The sequence below is a fragment of the Streptomyces sp. Z423-1 genome (assembly GCF_013009255.1).
GTDB classification, from domain to species: domain Bacteria; phylum Actinomycetota; class Actinomycetes; order Streptomycetales; family Streptomycetaceae; genus Streptomyces; species Streptomyces gossypiisoli.
Genome location: NZ_CP053109.1, coordinates 1,717,517 through 1,732,877, shown reverse-complemented (window position 1 = coordinate 1,732,877; position 15,361 = coordinate 1,717,517). Strand labels below are relative to the sequence as shown.

Here is a 15,361-nt window from a genome sequence, read left to right as displayed (position 1 = left end):
AGCTGGAAGGAAGACCTGCACCATGGATCTGCCCCCGGACGACCGCACCCTGAGCCCGTACACCGGTTACACGCGCGCCCACTGGGAGGCCGCCGCCGACGCCCTGCTCGCCGCGGTGGAGCCGTACGCCACCGAGGACCACGCCCTCTACGATCTGCCCGGCGACCACACCAGCTGGTCCGGCAGGCTCTCGGACGGCCTGGAGGGCTACGCCCGTACGTTGCTGCTGGCGGCCTTCCGCCGGGACGGGACCGCGCTCGAACGGTACGCCGAGGGACTCGCCGCCGGAGTCTGCGGAGTTTGGCCCCGCATCCAGGACCGTAGCCAGCCCCTGGTCGAGGCGGCGTCCATCGCCCTCGCCCTGCGCCTGACGCGCGAGCTGCTGTGGGACCGGCTGGACGAGCCCGTACGGCAGCGGGCGGCGGCCTGGCTCGCCGACGCGCTGACCGCGGAGCCCTGGCCGTGCAACTGGGAGCTGTTCCCGGTGACGGTCGGTGGATTCCTGGAGGACATCGGTTACGAGACGGAGGCGTCCCGCAAGGCGATCGAGCGGGGGCTGGAGCGCATCGAGCAGTGGTACCTCGGGGACGGCTGGTACACCGACGGCGACGGCCGCAAGTTCGACTACTACAACGGCTGGGCGATGCACCTCTACCCGGTGCTGCACGCCTGGCTCGCGGACGACAACCGGTGGCTGGACCTCTACGGCCGTCGGCTCTCCCGGCACCTCGCCGACTACTCCCGCCTGTTCGGGGCCGACGGCGCCCCGATGCACCAGGGCCGCTCCCTCACCTACCGTTTCGCCACCACGGCCCCGCTGTGGCTCGGCGTGCTCAGCGGCCACACCCCGCTGTCGCCGGGGGAGACGCGGCGGCTGGCGTCGGGTGCGCTGCGCTACTTCCTGGACCGGGGCGCGGTGGACGAGCGTGGGCTGCTGACCCTGGGCTGGCACGGCCCCCAGGAGGCGTTGCTGCAAGGGTATTCGGGGCCTGCGTCCCCGTACTGGGCCAGTAAGGGTTTCCTCGGCCTCCTCCTGCCCGCCGACCACGAGGTGTGGACGGCGCCCGAGGAACCGGGTCCGGCGGAGCGCGCCGACGCGGTCACGCCGATCGGCCCGCCCAACTGGCTGCTCCAGTCCACCCGTTCGGACGGCCTGGTCCGCCTCCACAACCACGGCAGCGAGGACGTGCGCTACGACCCCTACTACACGCGCCTCGCCTACTCGACCGTGACGGAGCCTTCGGCGTCGTACGACAACAGTGTGATCGTCGGGGAGGACGCGAGCCGGACGGAGATCGTGCCGCTGGGTGTGGGTGAGGGCTGGGCGGCCTCCCGGCACACGGTCGGGGACGGGGTTCAGGTGACCAGCGTGGTGCTCGCGCACGGTGCCGCGGAGGTGCGGGCGCACCTGGTGACGGGCGCCGCGCCCGGAACCCCGGTGCGGGTCACCGGGTGGGCGGCGGGGGAGGGCGTGCGGTCCGAGCTGCTCCCCGTCCTCGGCCTCACCGACTCCCTCACGGGGGTCACGGGCGACGACGGTGCCACCCTCTTCGCCGCCCTGGCGCGGCTCACCGGCGAACCGGACCCCGTGCCGCTGGGGGAGACGGTGACCGTGCGGAGCGGTGGGCGGGGGGAGCTGAGGGTGCGGTGGAGCGCCGGATCCGAGGTGCGGGTCCGGCTGGACGCCTTCGGAGTGGAAGTGGGCCCGGTCGCCTGACTCGTCGGCTCGGTCGGTGTGTTCCCGCGCGGCGGTCAGCCGAGCCGGCGGGCGTCGCGCATGAGGTCGCGTCCCCGCAGCTCGTTCGCCTCACGCCACGCTCGGATACGCCGCGGCCGGATCAGGAAGTACTGGTAGGGCTCCGGCCTCGGGCCGCTGCTGCCCCGGTCTTCGTATGCTGTGCGCGTGATGGCGGGTGGGCTGCGACGGCCTGTGGAGCTGCGGGACGGCGCTTGGGAGCGGCCGCCGGGAACGCCGGGTACGGCCGCGGAGCCCGGGCTCTGGCTGGTGCGGGCGGAGGCGTTCCGGACGGTGGTGGCCCGGCTGGCCGACTCGGTGCTGGATGGGGCCGAGAAGCAGCGTGCGGCGGCGTTGCGGAGGGCGCAGGACAGGGACACGTATCTGGCGGGGCATGTGGGGCTGCGTCTGCTGCTGGGTGCGTACCTCGGTGTTCCGCCCGCCGACGTCCCGTTCCGGCGGCTGCCGTGTCCGTCGTGCGGTGAGCCGCATGGGCGTCCCGGGGTGCGGGGCGATCCGGTGCATTTCTCGCTGTCTCACAGTGATGGGCTCTGTCTGCTGGCGTTCGCTCCGGTGCCGGTGGGGGTGGACATCGAGGCGGTTCCGGCACTTGAGGTGGCGCAGGAGGTGGGGACGTCCCTGCATCCGCAGGAGGCGGCGGAGCTGCGCGCGGTGCGGGCGGTCGACCGACCGGCGGTGTTCGCCCGGGTGTGGGCGCGTAAGGAGGCCTATCTCAAAGGACTGGGCGTGGGGCTGGGACGTGCCATGTCGCTGGACTATCTGGGGACGGCCGGTGCCGTGGCGAAGGTGCCGGGCTGGACGATCGAGGACGTGGCGGTGGGCGACGGCCACGCTGCCGCGGTCGCCGTTCAGGACTGAGGGACACGTTCGAGGCCGAGGCCGCTGTTCCTGGCGGGGGCGCTCTTCGGGACGGTGGTGGTGAGTGCCTCGGAGCCGAGTACGTCGTCGCCGTAGAGGTCCTGCACCCAGTTGGTCTGGTAGATGGTCTCGAGGTAGCGCTCGCCGAGGTCGGGGGCGATGGCGACGGCGGTCGGCTGCCGGTCGTGCTGTTGCCGGTATCGGGCCAGCCACTGGCTGGCGCCGCTGACCACGGTGCCGGTGGAGCCGCCGAAGACGAAGCCGCGTCGGGCGAGCTGGTGGCAGGTGCGGATGGTGTCGGCCTCCTTCACATGGATGACTTCGTCGATGTACGAGCTGTCGAGGAGCGGGGGTCGGATGCTGGTGCCGAGGCCGGGGATCATGCGGCGGCCGGGGGTGTGCCCGAAGGTGGCGGAGCCTTCGGTGTCGATGGCGACGATGTGCACCCGCCGGTGCCAGGCACGGAAGTAGCGGGCGCAGCCCATGAGGGTGCCCGTGGTGCCGGCTCCGACGAAGAGGACGTCGAGGTCGGGGAAGTGGCGGGCGATGGCGGGGGCGGTGGTGCGGTAGTGAGCCCTGTGGTTATTGGGGTTGGTGTACTGGTTGAGCCACACATAGCGGTCGTCGGAGGCGCACAGGGCGCGGACGTGGTCGATGCGGGCGCCCAGCAGGCCGCCGGTGGGTGAGGGTTCGGTGACGATGTGGATCTGGCTGCCGAGGGCCTCCATGAGCAGCCGGGTGGGCAGGTTGCAGCGGGAGTCGGTGACGCACACGAACCGGTAGCCCTTGTTGGCCGCGATCATGCTCAGCGCCACGCCGAGGTTGCCGGACGAGGATTCGACCAGAATGGAACGGGGCGTGAGCCGACCGTCGCGTTCGGCCGCCTCGATCATCGCGGCGGCGGCTTTGAGCTTGATGGAGCCGGCGAAATTGAATCCTTCGCATTTGAGGAATATCCGCTGTCCGAGAATCGCCTCCAGGTCGACGTAAAGGTCGTCCTGGTTGAAGGCCTGCGGGGTGGATATGACCGGCACGGTCGTCCTCCTCTGTATTGACGGTGGCGTCGGGACTCCTCCAGTACGCGGCCTGACCGCGGCCGATGTCATGCCACCGAATCTCGGGGCTTGACACCACCCCCGATTACGGATAAGTGCGCCGGTCCGATAACGCTGCTGCTGCGCGGTGTCAAGGTACGAAATTCAGGGGCATGACGGGCGCCTGCCGGGCGGGCCTACTGAAGGGGCGGGTTTCACCGACCCGCCGCTGAAGGCTCAAGGCCCTTCGCGGACCGACCCGACAGCGAACCGCGCGTACTCACAGATGGACGACCCCATGCATTTCCTCTCCTCAGCACTTCCCGACAGCCGGCCCGACAGCGGGCCGGACAACAGGTTCCCCGGCCCGGCGGCCGACACCGCACGGCTTCTGGTGGATGTGCTGGCCGATGTCGTGGGAGTGGAAGGTGTGTCGGCCGACAGCCATTTCTTCGACGACCTGGGTGCTGATTCGTTGGTGATGGCGCGCTTTTGCGCCCGGGTGAGGAAACGGGCGGATCTGCCGTCCGTGTCGATGAAGGACGTCTACCGGTATCCCACGGTCAACAGCCTGACTGCCGCGCTCACCGGTGCCGGGCCCCCCGAGCCGGACCCGTCCGTTACGGCGTCCGTTACGGCGTCCGTCGCGGAGCCGGGGACGGCGGCGAGGGTCGGCACAGGACAGTACGTGCTGTGTGGAGTACTCCAGTTGCTGGTGTTTCTCGGGTACGTCTACCTGGCTGCCCTGGCCACGGTCCGGGGCTACGAGTGGGTCGGCGCCGGCTCGGGTCCCCTCGATGTCTATCTGCGGTCCGTCCTGGTGGGCGGTGCGGGCTTTGCCGGGCTGTGCGCCCTGCCGATCGTGGCGAAGTGGACGCTGATCGGTCGCTTCACCCCCCGTGAGTTCCCCGTGTGGAGCCTCGGCTATCTGCGCTGGTGGCTGGTGAAGACCCTGATCCGCACGAGTCCCGCGCGTCTGTTCACGGCGTCACCGTTGTACGTGCTGTATCTGCGGGCGCTGGGTGCGAAGATCGGGCGGAATGTCGCGATTTTCTCCACGCACATTCCCGTGTGTCCCGATCTGCTCACGATCGGTGACGGCACGGTGATCCGCAAGGACGTGTTCTTCTCCTGCTACCGGGCGCACGCCGGTCTCATCCAGACCGGCCCGGTCACGATCGGCAGGGATGCTCTGGTGGCCGAGCAGACCGTCCTCGACATCGGCACCTCGATGGGCGACCGGGCCCAGCTCGGGCACGCCTCCAGCCTGCACACCGGTCAGGTGGTGCCTGCCGGGGAGCGCCGGCACGGGTCGCCGGCCGAGCCCACCACCACCGATTTCCGTGCGGCCGTCGCCGCCGACTGCTCCACCGGCCGGAAGGTCCGCTACGCGATCGGGCAGCTGCTGGCACTGCTGCTGGTGTATCTGCCGCTGGCCGCCGGCGGCATGAGCGTGCTGCTCGCCGCACTGCCCCAGCTGAGGGCGCCGCTCGATGCCGGGCCCTCGGCGTTCACCGGTGGGACGTTCTGTCTCCGTGCGCTGGCCGCGTCCTTCGTGCTGCTCTTCGGCGCCGCTCTCGCCGGGCTGGTCATGCAGGGCACGCTGCCGCGCCTGCTGAATCTGGCGGTCAAGCCGGACAGGGTGTATCCGCTCTACGGATTCCCTTACGGACTGCAGCGTGCCATCGCTGCTTTGACCAACCGTAAGTTCTTCCTGAGGCTGTTCGGGGACAGCTCCGCGATCGTCCACTACCTGCGTTGTCTCGGCTACCGCCTGTCGCCCGTCATACAGACCGGTTCCAACTTCGGCACCGAAGTGAAACACGACAGCCCGTTTCTGAGTTCGGTGGGCAGCGGAACGATGGTCGCCGACGGTCTGTCGGTCCTCAATGCCGAATTCTCCAGCACTGCTTTCCGGATGTCCCGGGTCTCGATCGGGGCGCGTAGTTTCCTCGGCAACCACATCGCCTATCCCTCGGGCGCGAGGACAGGTGACAACTGTCTGCTCGCGACGAAGGTGATGGTCCCGGTCGACGGGGAGATGCGGGAGGACGTCGGCCTGCTGGGCTCGCCGCCGTTCGCCATTCCGCGGACGGTGCTGAGGGACACCCGGTTGAACGAACTGGAGAGCGGGAGCGAGCTGCGCCGGCGCCTGGCCGCGAAGAACCGGCACAATGCCGTCACCGCGGGGGTGTATCTGCTGGCGCGGTGGCTCCACCTCTTCGCCGTCATCCTCATCGCCCTGGCTGCCGAAGCCCTCTACCCCGCCCTCGGCGCGTCGGCGGTCGCGCTGGCCACTGTCCTCACCCTGGTCTTCACCGTCGTCCACTTCGCGCTGGCCGAACGGGCCGTCACGGGATTCAAGACCCAGAAGCCGCTGAACTGCTCGATCTACGATCCGTCGTTCTGGCGCCATGAACGCTTCTGGAAAATGGCCCATGCCGAATACATCGCCTTCTTCAACGGGACCCCGTTCAAGAGCGTCGTCTGGCGGCTCCTGGGTGCGCGGATCGGCAAGCGGGTCTTCGACGACGGCTGCACTGTCCCCGAGCGGACCCTCGTCACCATCGGGGACGACTGCACGCTCAATGCGGGCACGGTGATCCAGTGCCACTCGCAGGAGGACGGCGCCTTCAAGTCGGACCGCACCACGATCGGTGACGGCTGCACTCTCGGTGTCGGCGCGTTCGTCCACTACGGCGTGACGATGGCGGACGGTGCCCAACTCGCCTGCGACTCCTTCCTCATGAAGGGCGAACAGGTCCCGCAGCACGCCCGGTGGGGAGGAAACCCGGCCCTGCCGCTGCCCGGCGACACCCCCTCAACCCGAACCCCCGGCCACCCGCGACGCGCCCCTGCCCCGATCCCGCTGGGCAGCGTGTGACGCCGCGCCCCTCAACACCGAGCAGAGGAAAGACCCCCATGACGCGCAACGCCCCCACCAGTCGAGAGTTCTGGCACGGTGTCCTGGCCGCCGGCAGCGGCCTGACGCCCCTTCCGCGCTGGACCAGGGAGCCGGTCACCGGCCTGGCCGAGTACCGGGCGCCTGTGCCCGCGGGCCACGCGACAGCTCTGCGTCGGCTGGCGGACGACCTGGCGATACCGCTGAGCAGCGTGGCTCTGGCCGCGCACGCGAAGGTGCTGGCCACGCTGAGTGGCGAACGCGAGGTCACCACCGGTTACGTCGCCGCCGACGGCCGGCCGCTGCCGTGCCGGCTGACCACCGGAGCCGGCTCGTGGCGGACCCTGCTGCACGACACCCACCACGTCGTCTCGCACCTGTCGGCCCACCAGGACTTCCCCGTGGACGACCTCAGGCGCGAACTCGGCGTGAGCGAAGCACCGTTTGAAACCGAGTTCGATCCCACCGGCAGCCACAACACCGACACCGGGGGCGAGCGGGCCGGGAACACCGTGCTGTGGCTGGGCATCGAGCACCACGGCGACGGCGGGCCGGCACTGCGGCTGCGCTACCGCACGGACGTCTTCGACCGCGGCTACGCCGCCCGGGTCGCCGGTTATCACCTGACCGCGCTCGCGCTGATCGCCGCCGACCCGGATGCCGACCATGCGGCGCAGAGCCTGCTGTCCGCGGAGGAGCTGCGGTTCCAGCTCGACGGGCTGGCCGGGCCGCGCCGCGACCTGCCGGAGCGGCGGGTGCACGAGCTGTTCGAGGAGCGCGTACGGCTCCACCCGAACGCCGTCGCCGCGCAGGCCGGCACCCGGCAGTGGACGTACCAGGAGCTCAACCGCCGCGCCAACCGGCTGGCCGGAGCCCTGCGGGCCCGAGGACTGCGCCGGGAAGGCGTCGTCGCGGTGGTGACGGAGCGGAACCTGGACTGGCTGGCCGCCGTCCTGGCGGTGTTCAAGGCCGGCGGCGTCTACCTGCCCATCGAGCCGCATCTGCCGGCTGAACGCATCAAGGCGATGCTGACCCGTGCCGGATGCAGGCTCGTGGTGACCGAACCGGCCGCCACCACGACCCTCCGCCCGGCCCTCGCCTCGCTGCCCGACGTCCGGACCCTGTACGTCGAGACCGCCCACGACGAGGACCACCCCGAGACCGATCCCGGTGTCGACGTGGCAGCCGACCAGCTGGCCTACATCTACTTCACCTCCGGCTCCACGGGTGAGCCCAAGGGCGCGATGTGCGAACACGCGGGCATGCTCAACCACCTCTACGCCAAGCTCGACGACCTGGAGATCGGCGAAGGGGACGTGGTGGCCCAGACCGCGCCGCAGTGCTTCGACATCTCGCTGTGGCAACTGGTCTGCGCACTCGTGGTCGGTGGGCGGACCCTGCTGGTCGAGCAGGAGGCGATCCTCGACGTCGAGCGGTTCGTCGAGAAGATCGTCGACGGCCGGGTCGCCGTGCTCCAGGTCGTCCCCTCGTACCTCGAAGTGGTACTGGCCTACCTGGAGCAACACCCGCGCGACCTGCCGGACCTGCTGCATGTGTCGGTCACGGGTGAGGCGCTGAAGAAGGAACTCGCCCAGCGCTGGTTCACCGCCCAGCCCCACATCAAGCTCGTCAACGCCTACGGGCTGACCGAGACCAGCGACGACACCAACCACGCGATCATGGACCGGGTACCGGACACCGACCGGGTCCCGCTGGGCCGACCGGTCAACAACGTGCACGTCTACGTCGTCGACGAGCACCTCAACCCCGTGCCGCTCGGCGCGCCCGGCGTGATCGCCTTCTCCGGGGTCTGCGTCGGCCGCGGCTACGTCAACGACCCCGAGCGCACCCGGTCGGCCTACCTGCCCGATCCCCACCGTGCGGGCACGCGCCTGTACCTCAGCGGGGACATCGGCCGCTGGCGGCCCGACGGCACGCTGGAGTTCCTCGGCCGCCGGGACAGCCAGGTGAAGATCCGCGGTTTCCGGATCGAGACCGGCGAGATCGAGAACACTCTGCTGCGCGTGCCCGGGGTCCGTGACAGCGCCGTCGTGGTCGCCGAACGGCCCGACCACAGCACCCACCTGGTGGCCTTCTACACTGCTGCGCACCCGCTGGAGACGGACGTCCTGCTGGCTCGGCTGGGCGCATCACTGCCCGCGTACATGGTCCCGTCCGCCGTCCACTGGCGGGAGAGCCTCCCGCTCACCGCGAACAGCAAGATCGACCGAAAGGCCTTGACGGCCCTGGCCACGCAGCTGCAGGACGCAGAGGCGGGTGTCCAGGCGCCGAATACGCCGGCCGAGCAGCGGCTGGCGGCCGCGTGGGCGGGTGTGCTCGGCATCCCGCAGGGCCGGATCGACCGGCGGGACAACTTCTTCGACCGGGGCGGCACTTCCCTGTCGGCCGTGAAGCTCGCCATCACGCTGGACCGCGCGGTGTCCCTCAAGGACGTCATCCGCCACCCCGTCCTGACCGACCTGGCCCGGTTCCTGGACGACGCGACCCACCGGCACTCCACCGCACCACCGGCCTTCACCTGATCGCCGGTCGCTGCCTCAACCCCACGGAAAAACCGCACGAAAAGAACCGCACGAAAAGAACCGCACGGAAAGAACCGCACGGAAAGAACTCCACGGAAAGGACGAAGACCATGTCATTCCCCACCACCCCCACACCCATCAGCGCCGGCCCCGCGCCCGCGTTCGCCTCAGTGCCCGAGGTGGGCCGGCTCGACCTGCACCCGGCCAAACCCCCGATACTGCACGCCCCCGCCCACGCGGCCGGCGACGCGGCGGCCTGGGCGTCCGAGCACCGCCCCACCCTGCGCGGTCTCGTCACCGAACACGGCGCCCTGCTCGTCCGCGGCCTGGGCCTGGGCGACACCGGCCAGGTCGGCACGGTCTTCCACCGACTGGCCCCCGAGCTGATGACCGACAAGGAGGCCTTCGCACCCCGCGACACCTATGCGCCCGGCGTGTACTCCTCCACGGCATGGCCGGCCAACCAGCCCATGTGCATGCACCACGAACTCAGCTACAGCCACCGGCCTCCCGGCCTTCTGCTGCTGGCCTGCCTGACCGCGCCCGCCACGGGCGGAGCGACGGCCCTCGCGGATGCCGCCGGCGTCCTCGAGGCGCTGCCGCCGGAACTCGTCCAGCGGTTCGAACAGGAGGGCTGGCTGCTCACCCGCACCTACAACGACGACATCGGTGCCTCCTGGGCCGAGGCGTTCTGCACCGACGACCGCGGCGCCGTCGAGGACTACTGCCGTGCCAACGCGATCGAGTTCGCCTGGCAGCCCGACGGTGGCCTGCGGACCCGGCAGCGCCGCCACGCCGTGGTGCGCCATCCGGTCACGGGCCGACGCTGCTGGTTCAACCAGATCGCGTTCCTCAACGAGTGGACGCTGGCGCCGGAGGTAAGGGAGTACCTCATCGAGGTCTACGGCCCCGACGCCCTGCCGTTCAACACGCGTTTCGGCGGCGGCGACGCGATCGGCGAGGACGTCGTCGAGCTGATCAACACCGCCTACGCCGACCACACCGTCCGCGAGCCGTGGCAGGCCGGCGATCTGATGCTCGTCGACAACGTCCGCACCGCCCACAGCCGGGAGCCCTTCGAGCCACCGCGCGAGGTCCTCGTATCCCTGGCCGAACCACAGCACCCCGCCCCCGGCCTGCCGGCCACCACCCCGTAACCCGGACCCGACTCTCGCAAGGAGCACCCCATGACCACGCCCCGTTCCACCACGCCCCCTCCGGTCACCGTGCCGCCGTTCGCGGTGATCCCCGGCGCCCAGGTCCAACGCAGCCTCCAGGGCCAGGAGAGGAAAATCGTGGAGCTGGTCGAGACCACCTACCGGCTGCACGCAGAGGGGGAGTCGGTCAACCCGCCTTCCTACTTCCTGCGTTTTCCCGACCGCCCGAGCGCCCGCATCATCGCGCTGCCCGCCTCCATCGGCGGGCAGGTACGGGTGGACGGCCTCAAATGGATCTCCAGCTTCCCCGAGAACGTGCAGGCGGGCATTCCCCGGGCCTCGGCCGTGCTGATCCTCAACGACCACGACACCGGCTATCCGTTCGCCTGCCTGGAAAGCTCCATCATCAGCGCCACGCGTACGGCCGCGATGGCCGCATCGGCGGCCACCCGGCTCAGCCGGGGCCGCCGCACCCGCCCGACCCGTGTCGGCTTCTTCGGAACGGGCCTGATCGCCCGCTACATCCACACCTTCCTGACCGCGACCGGCTGGTCCTTCGACGACATCGGCGTGCACGACGTGTCCGCCGAACACGCGGCCGGCTTCCACAGTTACCTGCAAGACGCCCAGGCCGCCGGTGCCACCACCGGCAGGATCACCGTGCACGAGACCCCCGAGGAACTGATCCGCTCCAGCGACCTCGTCGTCTTCGCCACCGTCGCAGGCCGGCCGCACGTCACCGACCCGGCGTGGTTCGCCCACAACCCGCTGGTGCTGCACGTGTCGCTGCGTGACCTCGCCCCCGAGATCCTGCTCGCCTCGGCCAATGTCGTCGACGACGTCGAGCACTGTCTGAAAGCCGATACCTCACCGCACCTGGCCGAACAGCTCACCGGCAACCGGGACTTCCTCACCGGCACCCTGCACGACGTCATGACCGGCCGCGCGGCACTGCCGGAAGACCGGCCGGTGGTGTTCTCCCCCTTCGGCCTCGGCGTGCTCGACCTCGCCGTCGGCAAACACGTCTACGACGAGGTCGCCCGCACCGGACAACTGCAGGTCATCGCCGACTTCTTCCACGAACTGCGCCGCTACGGCTGAGCTGCCCGGGCCTGCGGTACGGGTGCCGCATGCCCGTCAGTTCGGCCGGCGCCGAAGCAACGGGGGCCTAGCGTGTTCCCATGACGCCCTTCGCCGCCCTCCACCACGCGGACGAGCCGCTGCTGCTGCCGAACGCCTGGGACCACGCATCGGCCCACTGCGGCTCGCGCTCACCAGGAGGCAGGCAAAGATCGGCCATCTGCCGAAACCATTGACGCGGGCATGCCCCCCTCCTATCTTCTGACCGAATTCACGAACCACGTTCGAGATTACGGACAGGGACGGTCTGGTATGCCTCGAATCCCCCATCGCGCCGCGCGCCGCAGACCCTGGATCGTCTGCGTGCTCGCCGTGCTCCTCGCCCTGATGGCGGCGACGCAGCCGGCGTCCGCGGCCGACGGCCGCCCCTACACCAACCCGCTGAAGTCGTTCAAGGGCGCCGACCCCTGGCTGACGTACCACGACGGCAACTACTACCTGATCACCACGACGTTCACCGGCATCCTCGGGATGCGCAAGTCACCGACCCTGGCGGGCCTCGCCACCGCGCCCAACGTGCAGGTCTGGTCGGACACCACCCCCACCCGCAACACCAACATCTGGGCGCCGGAGATCCACTTCTTCGACGGCCACTGGTACCTGTACTACTCGGCCGGTCAGAGCGGCGTGGCCTGCTGCGACTCGCAGCGTACGCACGTCCTGGAGAGCGCGGGATCCGACCCTATGGGCCCGTACACCTACAAGGGCATGCTCGCCGGCTCCAACCTCTCGCCGAACGGCTGGCTGATCGACGCCGGCGTGCTGGAGCACGACAACCGGCTCTACCTGGTGGGCAGCGGCTTCATCGGCGGCAGTACGCAGAGCCTCGTCATCGCGCCGATGAGCAATCCGTACACGCTCAGCAGCTCCGCCTTCACCATCATCTCCAGTCCCACCCTCAGCTGGGAGACCTCCGGAGGCGCCGTCAACGAGGCGCCCGAACCGCTGTACCACGACGGCCGGACGTTCCTGACCTACTCCGCCAGCTTCTGCGGAACCGCGGACTACAAGCTGGGCCAACTGGAGCTGACCGGCGACGATCCGCTGAACCCGGCCTCCTGGACCAAGAAGCAGACCCCGGTCTTCCAGCGCAGTGACGCGAACGGCGTCTACGGCCCCGGCCACAACGGCTTCTTCACCTCGCCCGACGGCACCGAGAACTGGATCGTCTACCACGCCAACTCCACGTCGAACGGCGGCTGCGGCAACGGACGGACCACCCGCGCCCAGGAGTTCACCTGGAACGCCGACGGCACCCCGAACTTCGGCACCCCCGTCGCCCTCGGCACCACCTTCCCCGGCCCGTCCGGTGAGACGGCGGCCACGCCGACGTCGTACACCCTCGTCAACCGCAACAGCGGCAAGTGCCTCGACGTGAACGGCGGCAACACGGCCGACGGCACCGACATCTTCCAGTGGACCTGCAACGGCGGCGCCAACCAGAAGTGGAGGATCGAGGACCTCGGCGACGACACCAACCGGCTGGTCAACGTCGCCACCGGCAAGGTGATGGACACCGCCGAGTGCTCCGCGGCCGACGGCGCCGACATCCGCCAGTGGTCCTGGCTCAACAACAAGTGCCAGCGCTACCGGCTGGTCTTCACCGCGAGCGGCGACCACGTCCGGATCGTCAACGAGTCCAGCGGCAAGGTCGCCGACGTGACCGACTGCGGCACCGCGAACGGCACCGACGTACGGCAGTGGACGTGGCTGAACAACAACTGCCAGCAGTGGCGCCTCGTACCGACGACCTGACCGGATCTGGAGAACTCCCTTGAGACGTAACGCCGTTCGCCTGCTCCTGGCGATGCTGGTCGCCCTCGCGGCCTGCCTCGTCGCGCCGGGCTCCCCCGCGCAGGCGGCTGTCCCCGACTCCCCCGCCGTGACCTACACCAATCCGATCGCGGAGAAGCGGGCCGACCCGCACATCTTCAAACACACCGACGGCTACTACTACTTCACCGCGACCGTCCCCGAGTACGACCGCATCGTGCTGCGCCGGGCGACCACCATCCAGGGCCTGTCGACGGCCCGGGAGGTCACCATCTGGACCAAGCACTCCAGCGGGATCATGGGCGCGCACATCTGGGCGCCGGAGATCCACTACATCGACGGCAAGTGGTACGTCTACTTCGCCGCCGGCGCCACCAACGACGTGTGGGCGATCCGGATGTACGTCCTGGAGGGCACCGGCGCCAACCCGCTGACCGCCACCTGGACGGAGAAGGGTCAGATCAAGACCCAGTGGGAGAGCTTCTCGCTGGACGCGACGACCTTCGTCGTGAACGGGGTCCGGTACCTGGCCTGGGCGCAGCGTGATCCGTCCGTGAACAACAACACGGACATCTACCTCGCGAAGATGGCCAACCCGTGGACCATCACGGGCACTCCGGTGATGCTGTCGCGGCCCACCTACTCCTGGGAGACCGTCGGCTACAAGGTCAACGAGGGCCCGGCGGTGATCCAGCGCGGCGGCAAGGTCTTCATGTCGTACTCCGCCAGCGCCACCGACAGCAACTACTGCCTGGGTCTGCTGTCCGCCTCCGCGAGCGCCGACCTGCTCAACGCGGCGAACTGGAGCAAGAGTTCCACGCCCGTGTTCACCAGCAACGCCGCGACCGGCCAGTACGGTCCGGGCCACAACTCCTTCACCGTCTCCGAGGACGGCAAGAGCGACATCCTCGTCTACCACGACCGCAACTACAAGGACATCACCGGCGACCCGCTCAACGACCCCAACCGCCGCACCCGCGTCCAGAAGCTGTACTGGAAGGCCGACGGCACGCCCGACTTCGGCATCCCGGTGCCCGACGGGGTCACGCCGCAGCGCTTCTCGTCGTACAACTTCGCGGACCGGTTCATCCGCCACTGGGACTACCGCGCCCGGATCGAGGCGAACGTCAGTCCGCTCGCCGACTCGCAGTTCCGGGTCGTCCCCGGCCTGACCGGCAGCGGCACGGTCTCCCTCGAGTCCACCAACTTCCCCGGCCACTACCTGCGGCACAAGAACTTCGAGGTGTGGCTGGAGAAGAACGACGGCACGGCCCAGTTCGCCTCCGACGCCACGTTCTTCCGGCGCGCCGGCCTGGCCGACTCGGCGGGCGTCTCGTACGAGTCGTACAACTACCCGGGCCGCTACCTCCGCCACTACGAGTACCTGCTGTACGTCCAGACCCCGAGCACCACCACCGACCGGGCGGACGCCACGTTCTACGCCCAGTGACGATCCGCACCCACCGGGTGCGGCCAGTGCTCCAACGCCACGTGCAGCGCGTCGATGGCCCTGTCCCACGACGCCTGCACGTCGCGTGGGGCACCGAAGGCGCCGGCCGCCTCCAGAGCGCAGTAGCCGTGGAACGTGGCGCGCAGGAGGCGGACGGCGTCAGTGAGGTCGGGTTCTTCGAGGTCGTAGGAGCGGAGCATGCCGTAGGTGATCTCGGCGGTGCGGCGCAGGGCGGGGGAGTCGGCGACGAGGTCCTGGCCGATGCGGATCTGCGTGGCCGCGTACCGGCCGGGGTGCTCAAGGGCGTAGTCCCGGTACGCGGCGGCGAAGGCGGCCAGCGCGTCCTTGCCCGCCCGCCCCGCGACGGCCGCGGCGATCCGGTCTATCATCTCGCCGCCGGCGAGGAGTGCGACCCGGGTGCGCAGGTCCTGGAGGCCGCGGACGTGTGAGTACAGGCTCGCATCCCTGACCCCGAAGTGCCGGGCCAGTGCCGAGACGGTGACGTTCTCGAAACCGATGTCGTCGGCGAGACCGGCGGCCGCCGCGACGACCCGGTCGGCCGTGAGGCCGGCTCTGGGCATGGAAATCGCCTCTCCGCATCCGCTCCAGCAGGCTCCGGGAGTCCTCTGGGGTCAGAGCCTGTGAGCGCAGTTTCGCATAGCGCGTGTGCGGCACACCGATCGCTCCGGAGGCGCTGCGCCGGCGGAACGCTGGGGTGCTGAGCCCCGCCCGACGGGATCTGCAAGCT

The 15,361-nt window shown here is 69.8% G+C and carries 10 protein-coding genes and 1 pseudogene; 8 read left to right on the top strand and 3 right to left on the bottom strand.

What is annotated here, in order from left to right:
* Positions 1-22: 22 nt before the first annotated feature.
* Positions 23-1,717, top strand: coding sequence for a DUF2264 domain-containing protein (locus tag HJD23_RS08090; RefSeq protein WP_171111117.1), 1,695 nt, complete (start codon positions 23-25; stop codon positions 1,715-1,717).
* Between the two features lie 35 nt (positions 1,718-1,752).
* On the opposite strand, the pseudogene HJD23_RS43620 reads toward HJD23_RS08090, so the two are convergent.
* Positions 1,753-1,860 (bottom strand): annotated as a pseudogene (locus HJD23_RS43620) (pyridoxamine 5'-phosphate oxidase family protein); the annotation flags it as partial.
* Between the two features lie 46 nt (positions 1,861-1,906).
* Here HJD23_RS43620 and HJD23_RS44690 point away from each other — a divergent pair.
* On the top strand, positions 1,907-2,614 hold the full coding sequence (locus HJD23_RS44690; RefSeq protein WP_277347800.1) for a 4'-phosphopantetheinyl transferase superfamily protein: 708 nt from the start codon (positions 1,907-1,909) through the stop codon (positions 2,612-2,614).
* Here the strand turns inward: HJD23_RS44690 and sbnA are convergent.
* Complete coding sequence (gene sbnA, locus HJD23_RS08080) at positions 2,605-3,648, bottom strand: 2,3-diaminopropionate biosynthesis protein SbnA (RefSeq protein WP_171111119.1); 1,044 nt, start codon at positions 3,646-3,648, stop codon at positions 2,605-2,607. The genes HJD23_RS44690 and sbnA overlap by 10 nt on opposite strands.
* A gap of 298 nt (positions 3,649-3,946) precedes the next feature.
* Here sbnA and HJD23_RS08075 point away from each other — a divergent pair, with 298 nt between their 5' ends.
* From HJD23_RS08075 to HJD23_RS08050, 6 genes are all read left to right on the top strand, one after another.
* Entirely contained in the window at positions 3,947-6,532 is a 2,586-nt protein-coding gene (locus HJD23_RS08075) for a Pls/PosA family non-ribosomal peptide synthetase (protein ID WP_171111121.1), read from the top strand.
* A 38-nt stretch (positions 6,533-6,570) separates the two neighbouring features.
* Positions 6,571-9,093 (top strand): amino acid adenylation domain-containing protein, encoded by a 2,523-nt coding sequence (locus tag HJD23_RS08070; protein WP_171111123.1) that lies wholly within the window; start codon positions 6,571-6,573, stop codon positions 9,091-9,093.
* Between the two features lie 110 nt (positions 9,094-9,203).
* Positions 9,204-10,250, top strand: a complete 1,047-nt coding sequence (locus HJD23_RS08065; protein ID WP_171111125.1) for a TauD/TfdA family dioxygenase — start codon at positions 9,204-9,206, stop codon at positions 10,248-10,250.
* 30 nt (positions 10,251-10,280) lie between these two features.
* Positions 10,281-11,351, top strand: a complete 1,071-nt coding sequence (gene sbnB / locus HJD23_RS08060; protein ID WP_171111127.1) for a 2,3-diaminopropionate biosynthesis protein SbnB — start codon at positions 10,281-10,283, stop codon at positions 11,349-11,351.
* 291 nt (positions 11,352-11,642) lie between these two features.
* Positions 11,643-13,145: a family 43 glycosylhydrolase gene (locus HJD23_RS08055; RefSeq protein ID WP_171111129.1), complete on the top strand. Its 1,503-nt coding sequence runs from the start codon at positions 11,643-11,645 to the stop codon at positions 13,143-13,145.
* Between the two features lie 52 nt (positions 13,146-13,197).
* The gene (locus HJD23_RS08050; protein WP_171111852.1) at positions 13,198-14,613 is read left to right on the top strand and encodes a family 43 glycosylhydrolase; all 1,416 of its coding nucleotides are present in this window, start codon (positions 13,198-13,200) and stop codon (positions 14,611-14,613) included.
* Here HJD23_RS08050 and HJD23_RS08045 read toward each other — a convergent pair.
* Positions 14,601-15,194: a TetR-like C-terminal domain-containing protein gene (locus HJD23_RS08045; protein ID WP_171111131.1), complete on the bottom strand. Its 594-nt coding sequence runs from the start codon at positions 15,192-15,194 to the stop codon at positions 14,601-14,603. The two genes, HJD23_RS08050 and HJD23_RS08045, sit on opposite strands and share 13 nt — an antisense overlap.
* Positions 15,195-15,361: the final 167 nt, after the last annotated feature.

Excerpts from the sequence above, each read along its gene's own strand:
- HJD23_RS08090 (WP_171111117.1), top strand. The coding sequence starts at position 23 with ATGGATCTGCCCCCGGACGACCGCACCCTGAGCCCGTACACCGGTTAC.
- HJD23_RS44690 (WP_277347800.1), top strand. The coding sequence starts at position 1,907 with ATGGCGGGTGGGCTGCGACGGCCTGTGGAGCTGCGGGACGGCGCTTGG.
- HJD23_RS08075 (WP_171111121.1), top strand. The coding sequence starts at position 3,947 with ATGCATTTCCTCTCCTCAGCACTTCCCGACAGCCGGCCCGACAGCGGG.
- HJD23_RS08070 (WP_171111123.1), top strand. The coding sequence starts at position 6,571 with ATGACGCGCAACGCCCCCACCAGTCGAGAGTTCTGGCACGGTGTCCTG.
- HJD23_RS08065 (WP_171111125.1), top strand. The coding sequence starts at position 9,204 with ATGTCATTCCCCACCACCCCCACACCCATCAGCGCCGGCCCCGCGCCC.
- sbnB (WP_171111127.1), top strand. The coding sequence starts at position 10,281 with ATGACCACGCCCCGTTCCACCACGCCCCCTCCGGTCACCGTGCCGCCG.
- HJD23_RS08055 (WP_171111129.1), top strand. The coding sequence starts at position 11,643 with ATGCCTCGAATCCCCCATCGCGCCGCGCGCCGCAGACCCTGGATCGTC.
- HJD23_RS08050 (WP_171111852.1), top strand. The coding sequence starts at position 13,198 with ATGCTGGTCGCCCTCGCGGCCTGCCTCGTCGCGCCGGGCTCCCCCGCG.
- HJD23_RS08045 (WP_171111131.1), bottom strand. The coding sequence starts at position 15,194 with ATGCCCAGAGCCGGCCTCACGGCCGACCGGGTCGTCGCGGCGGCCGCC.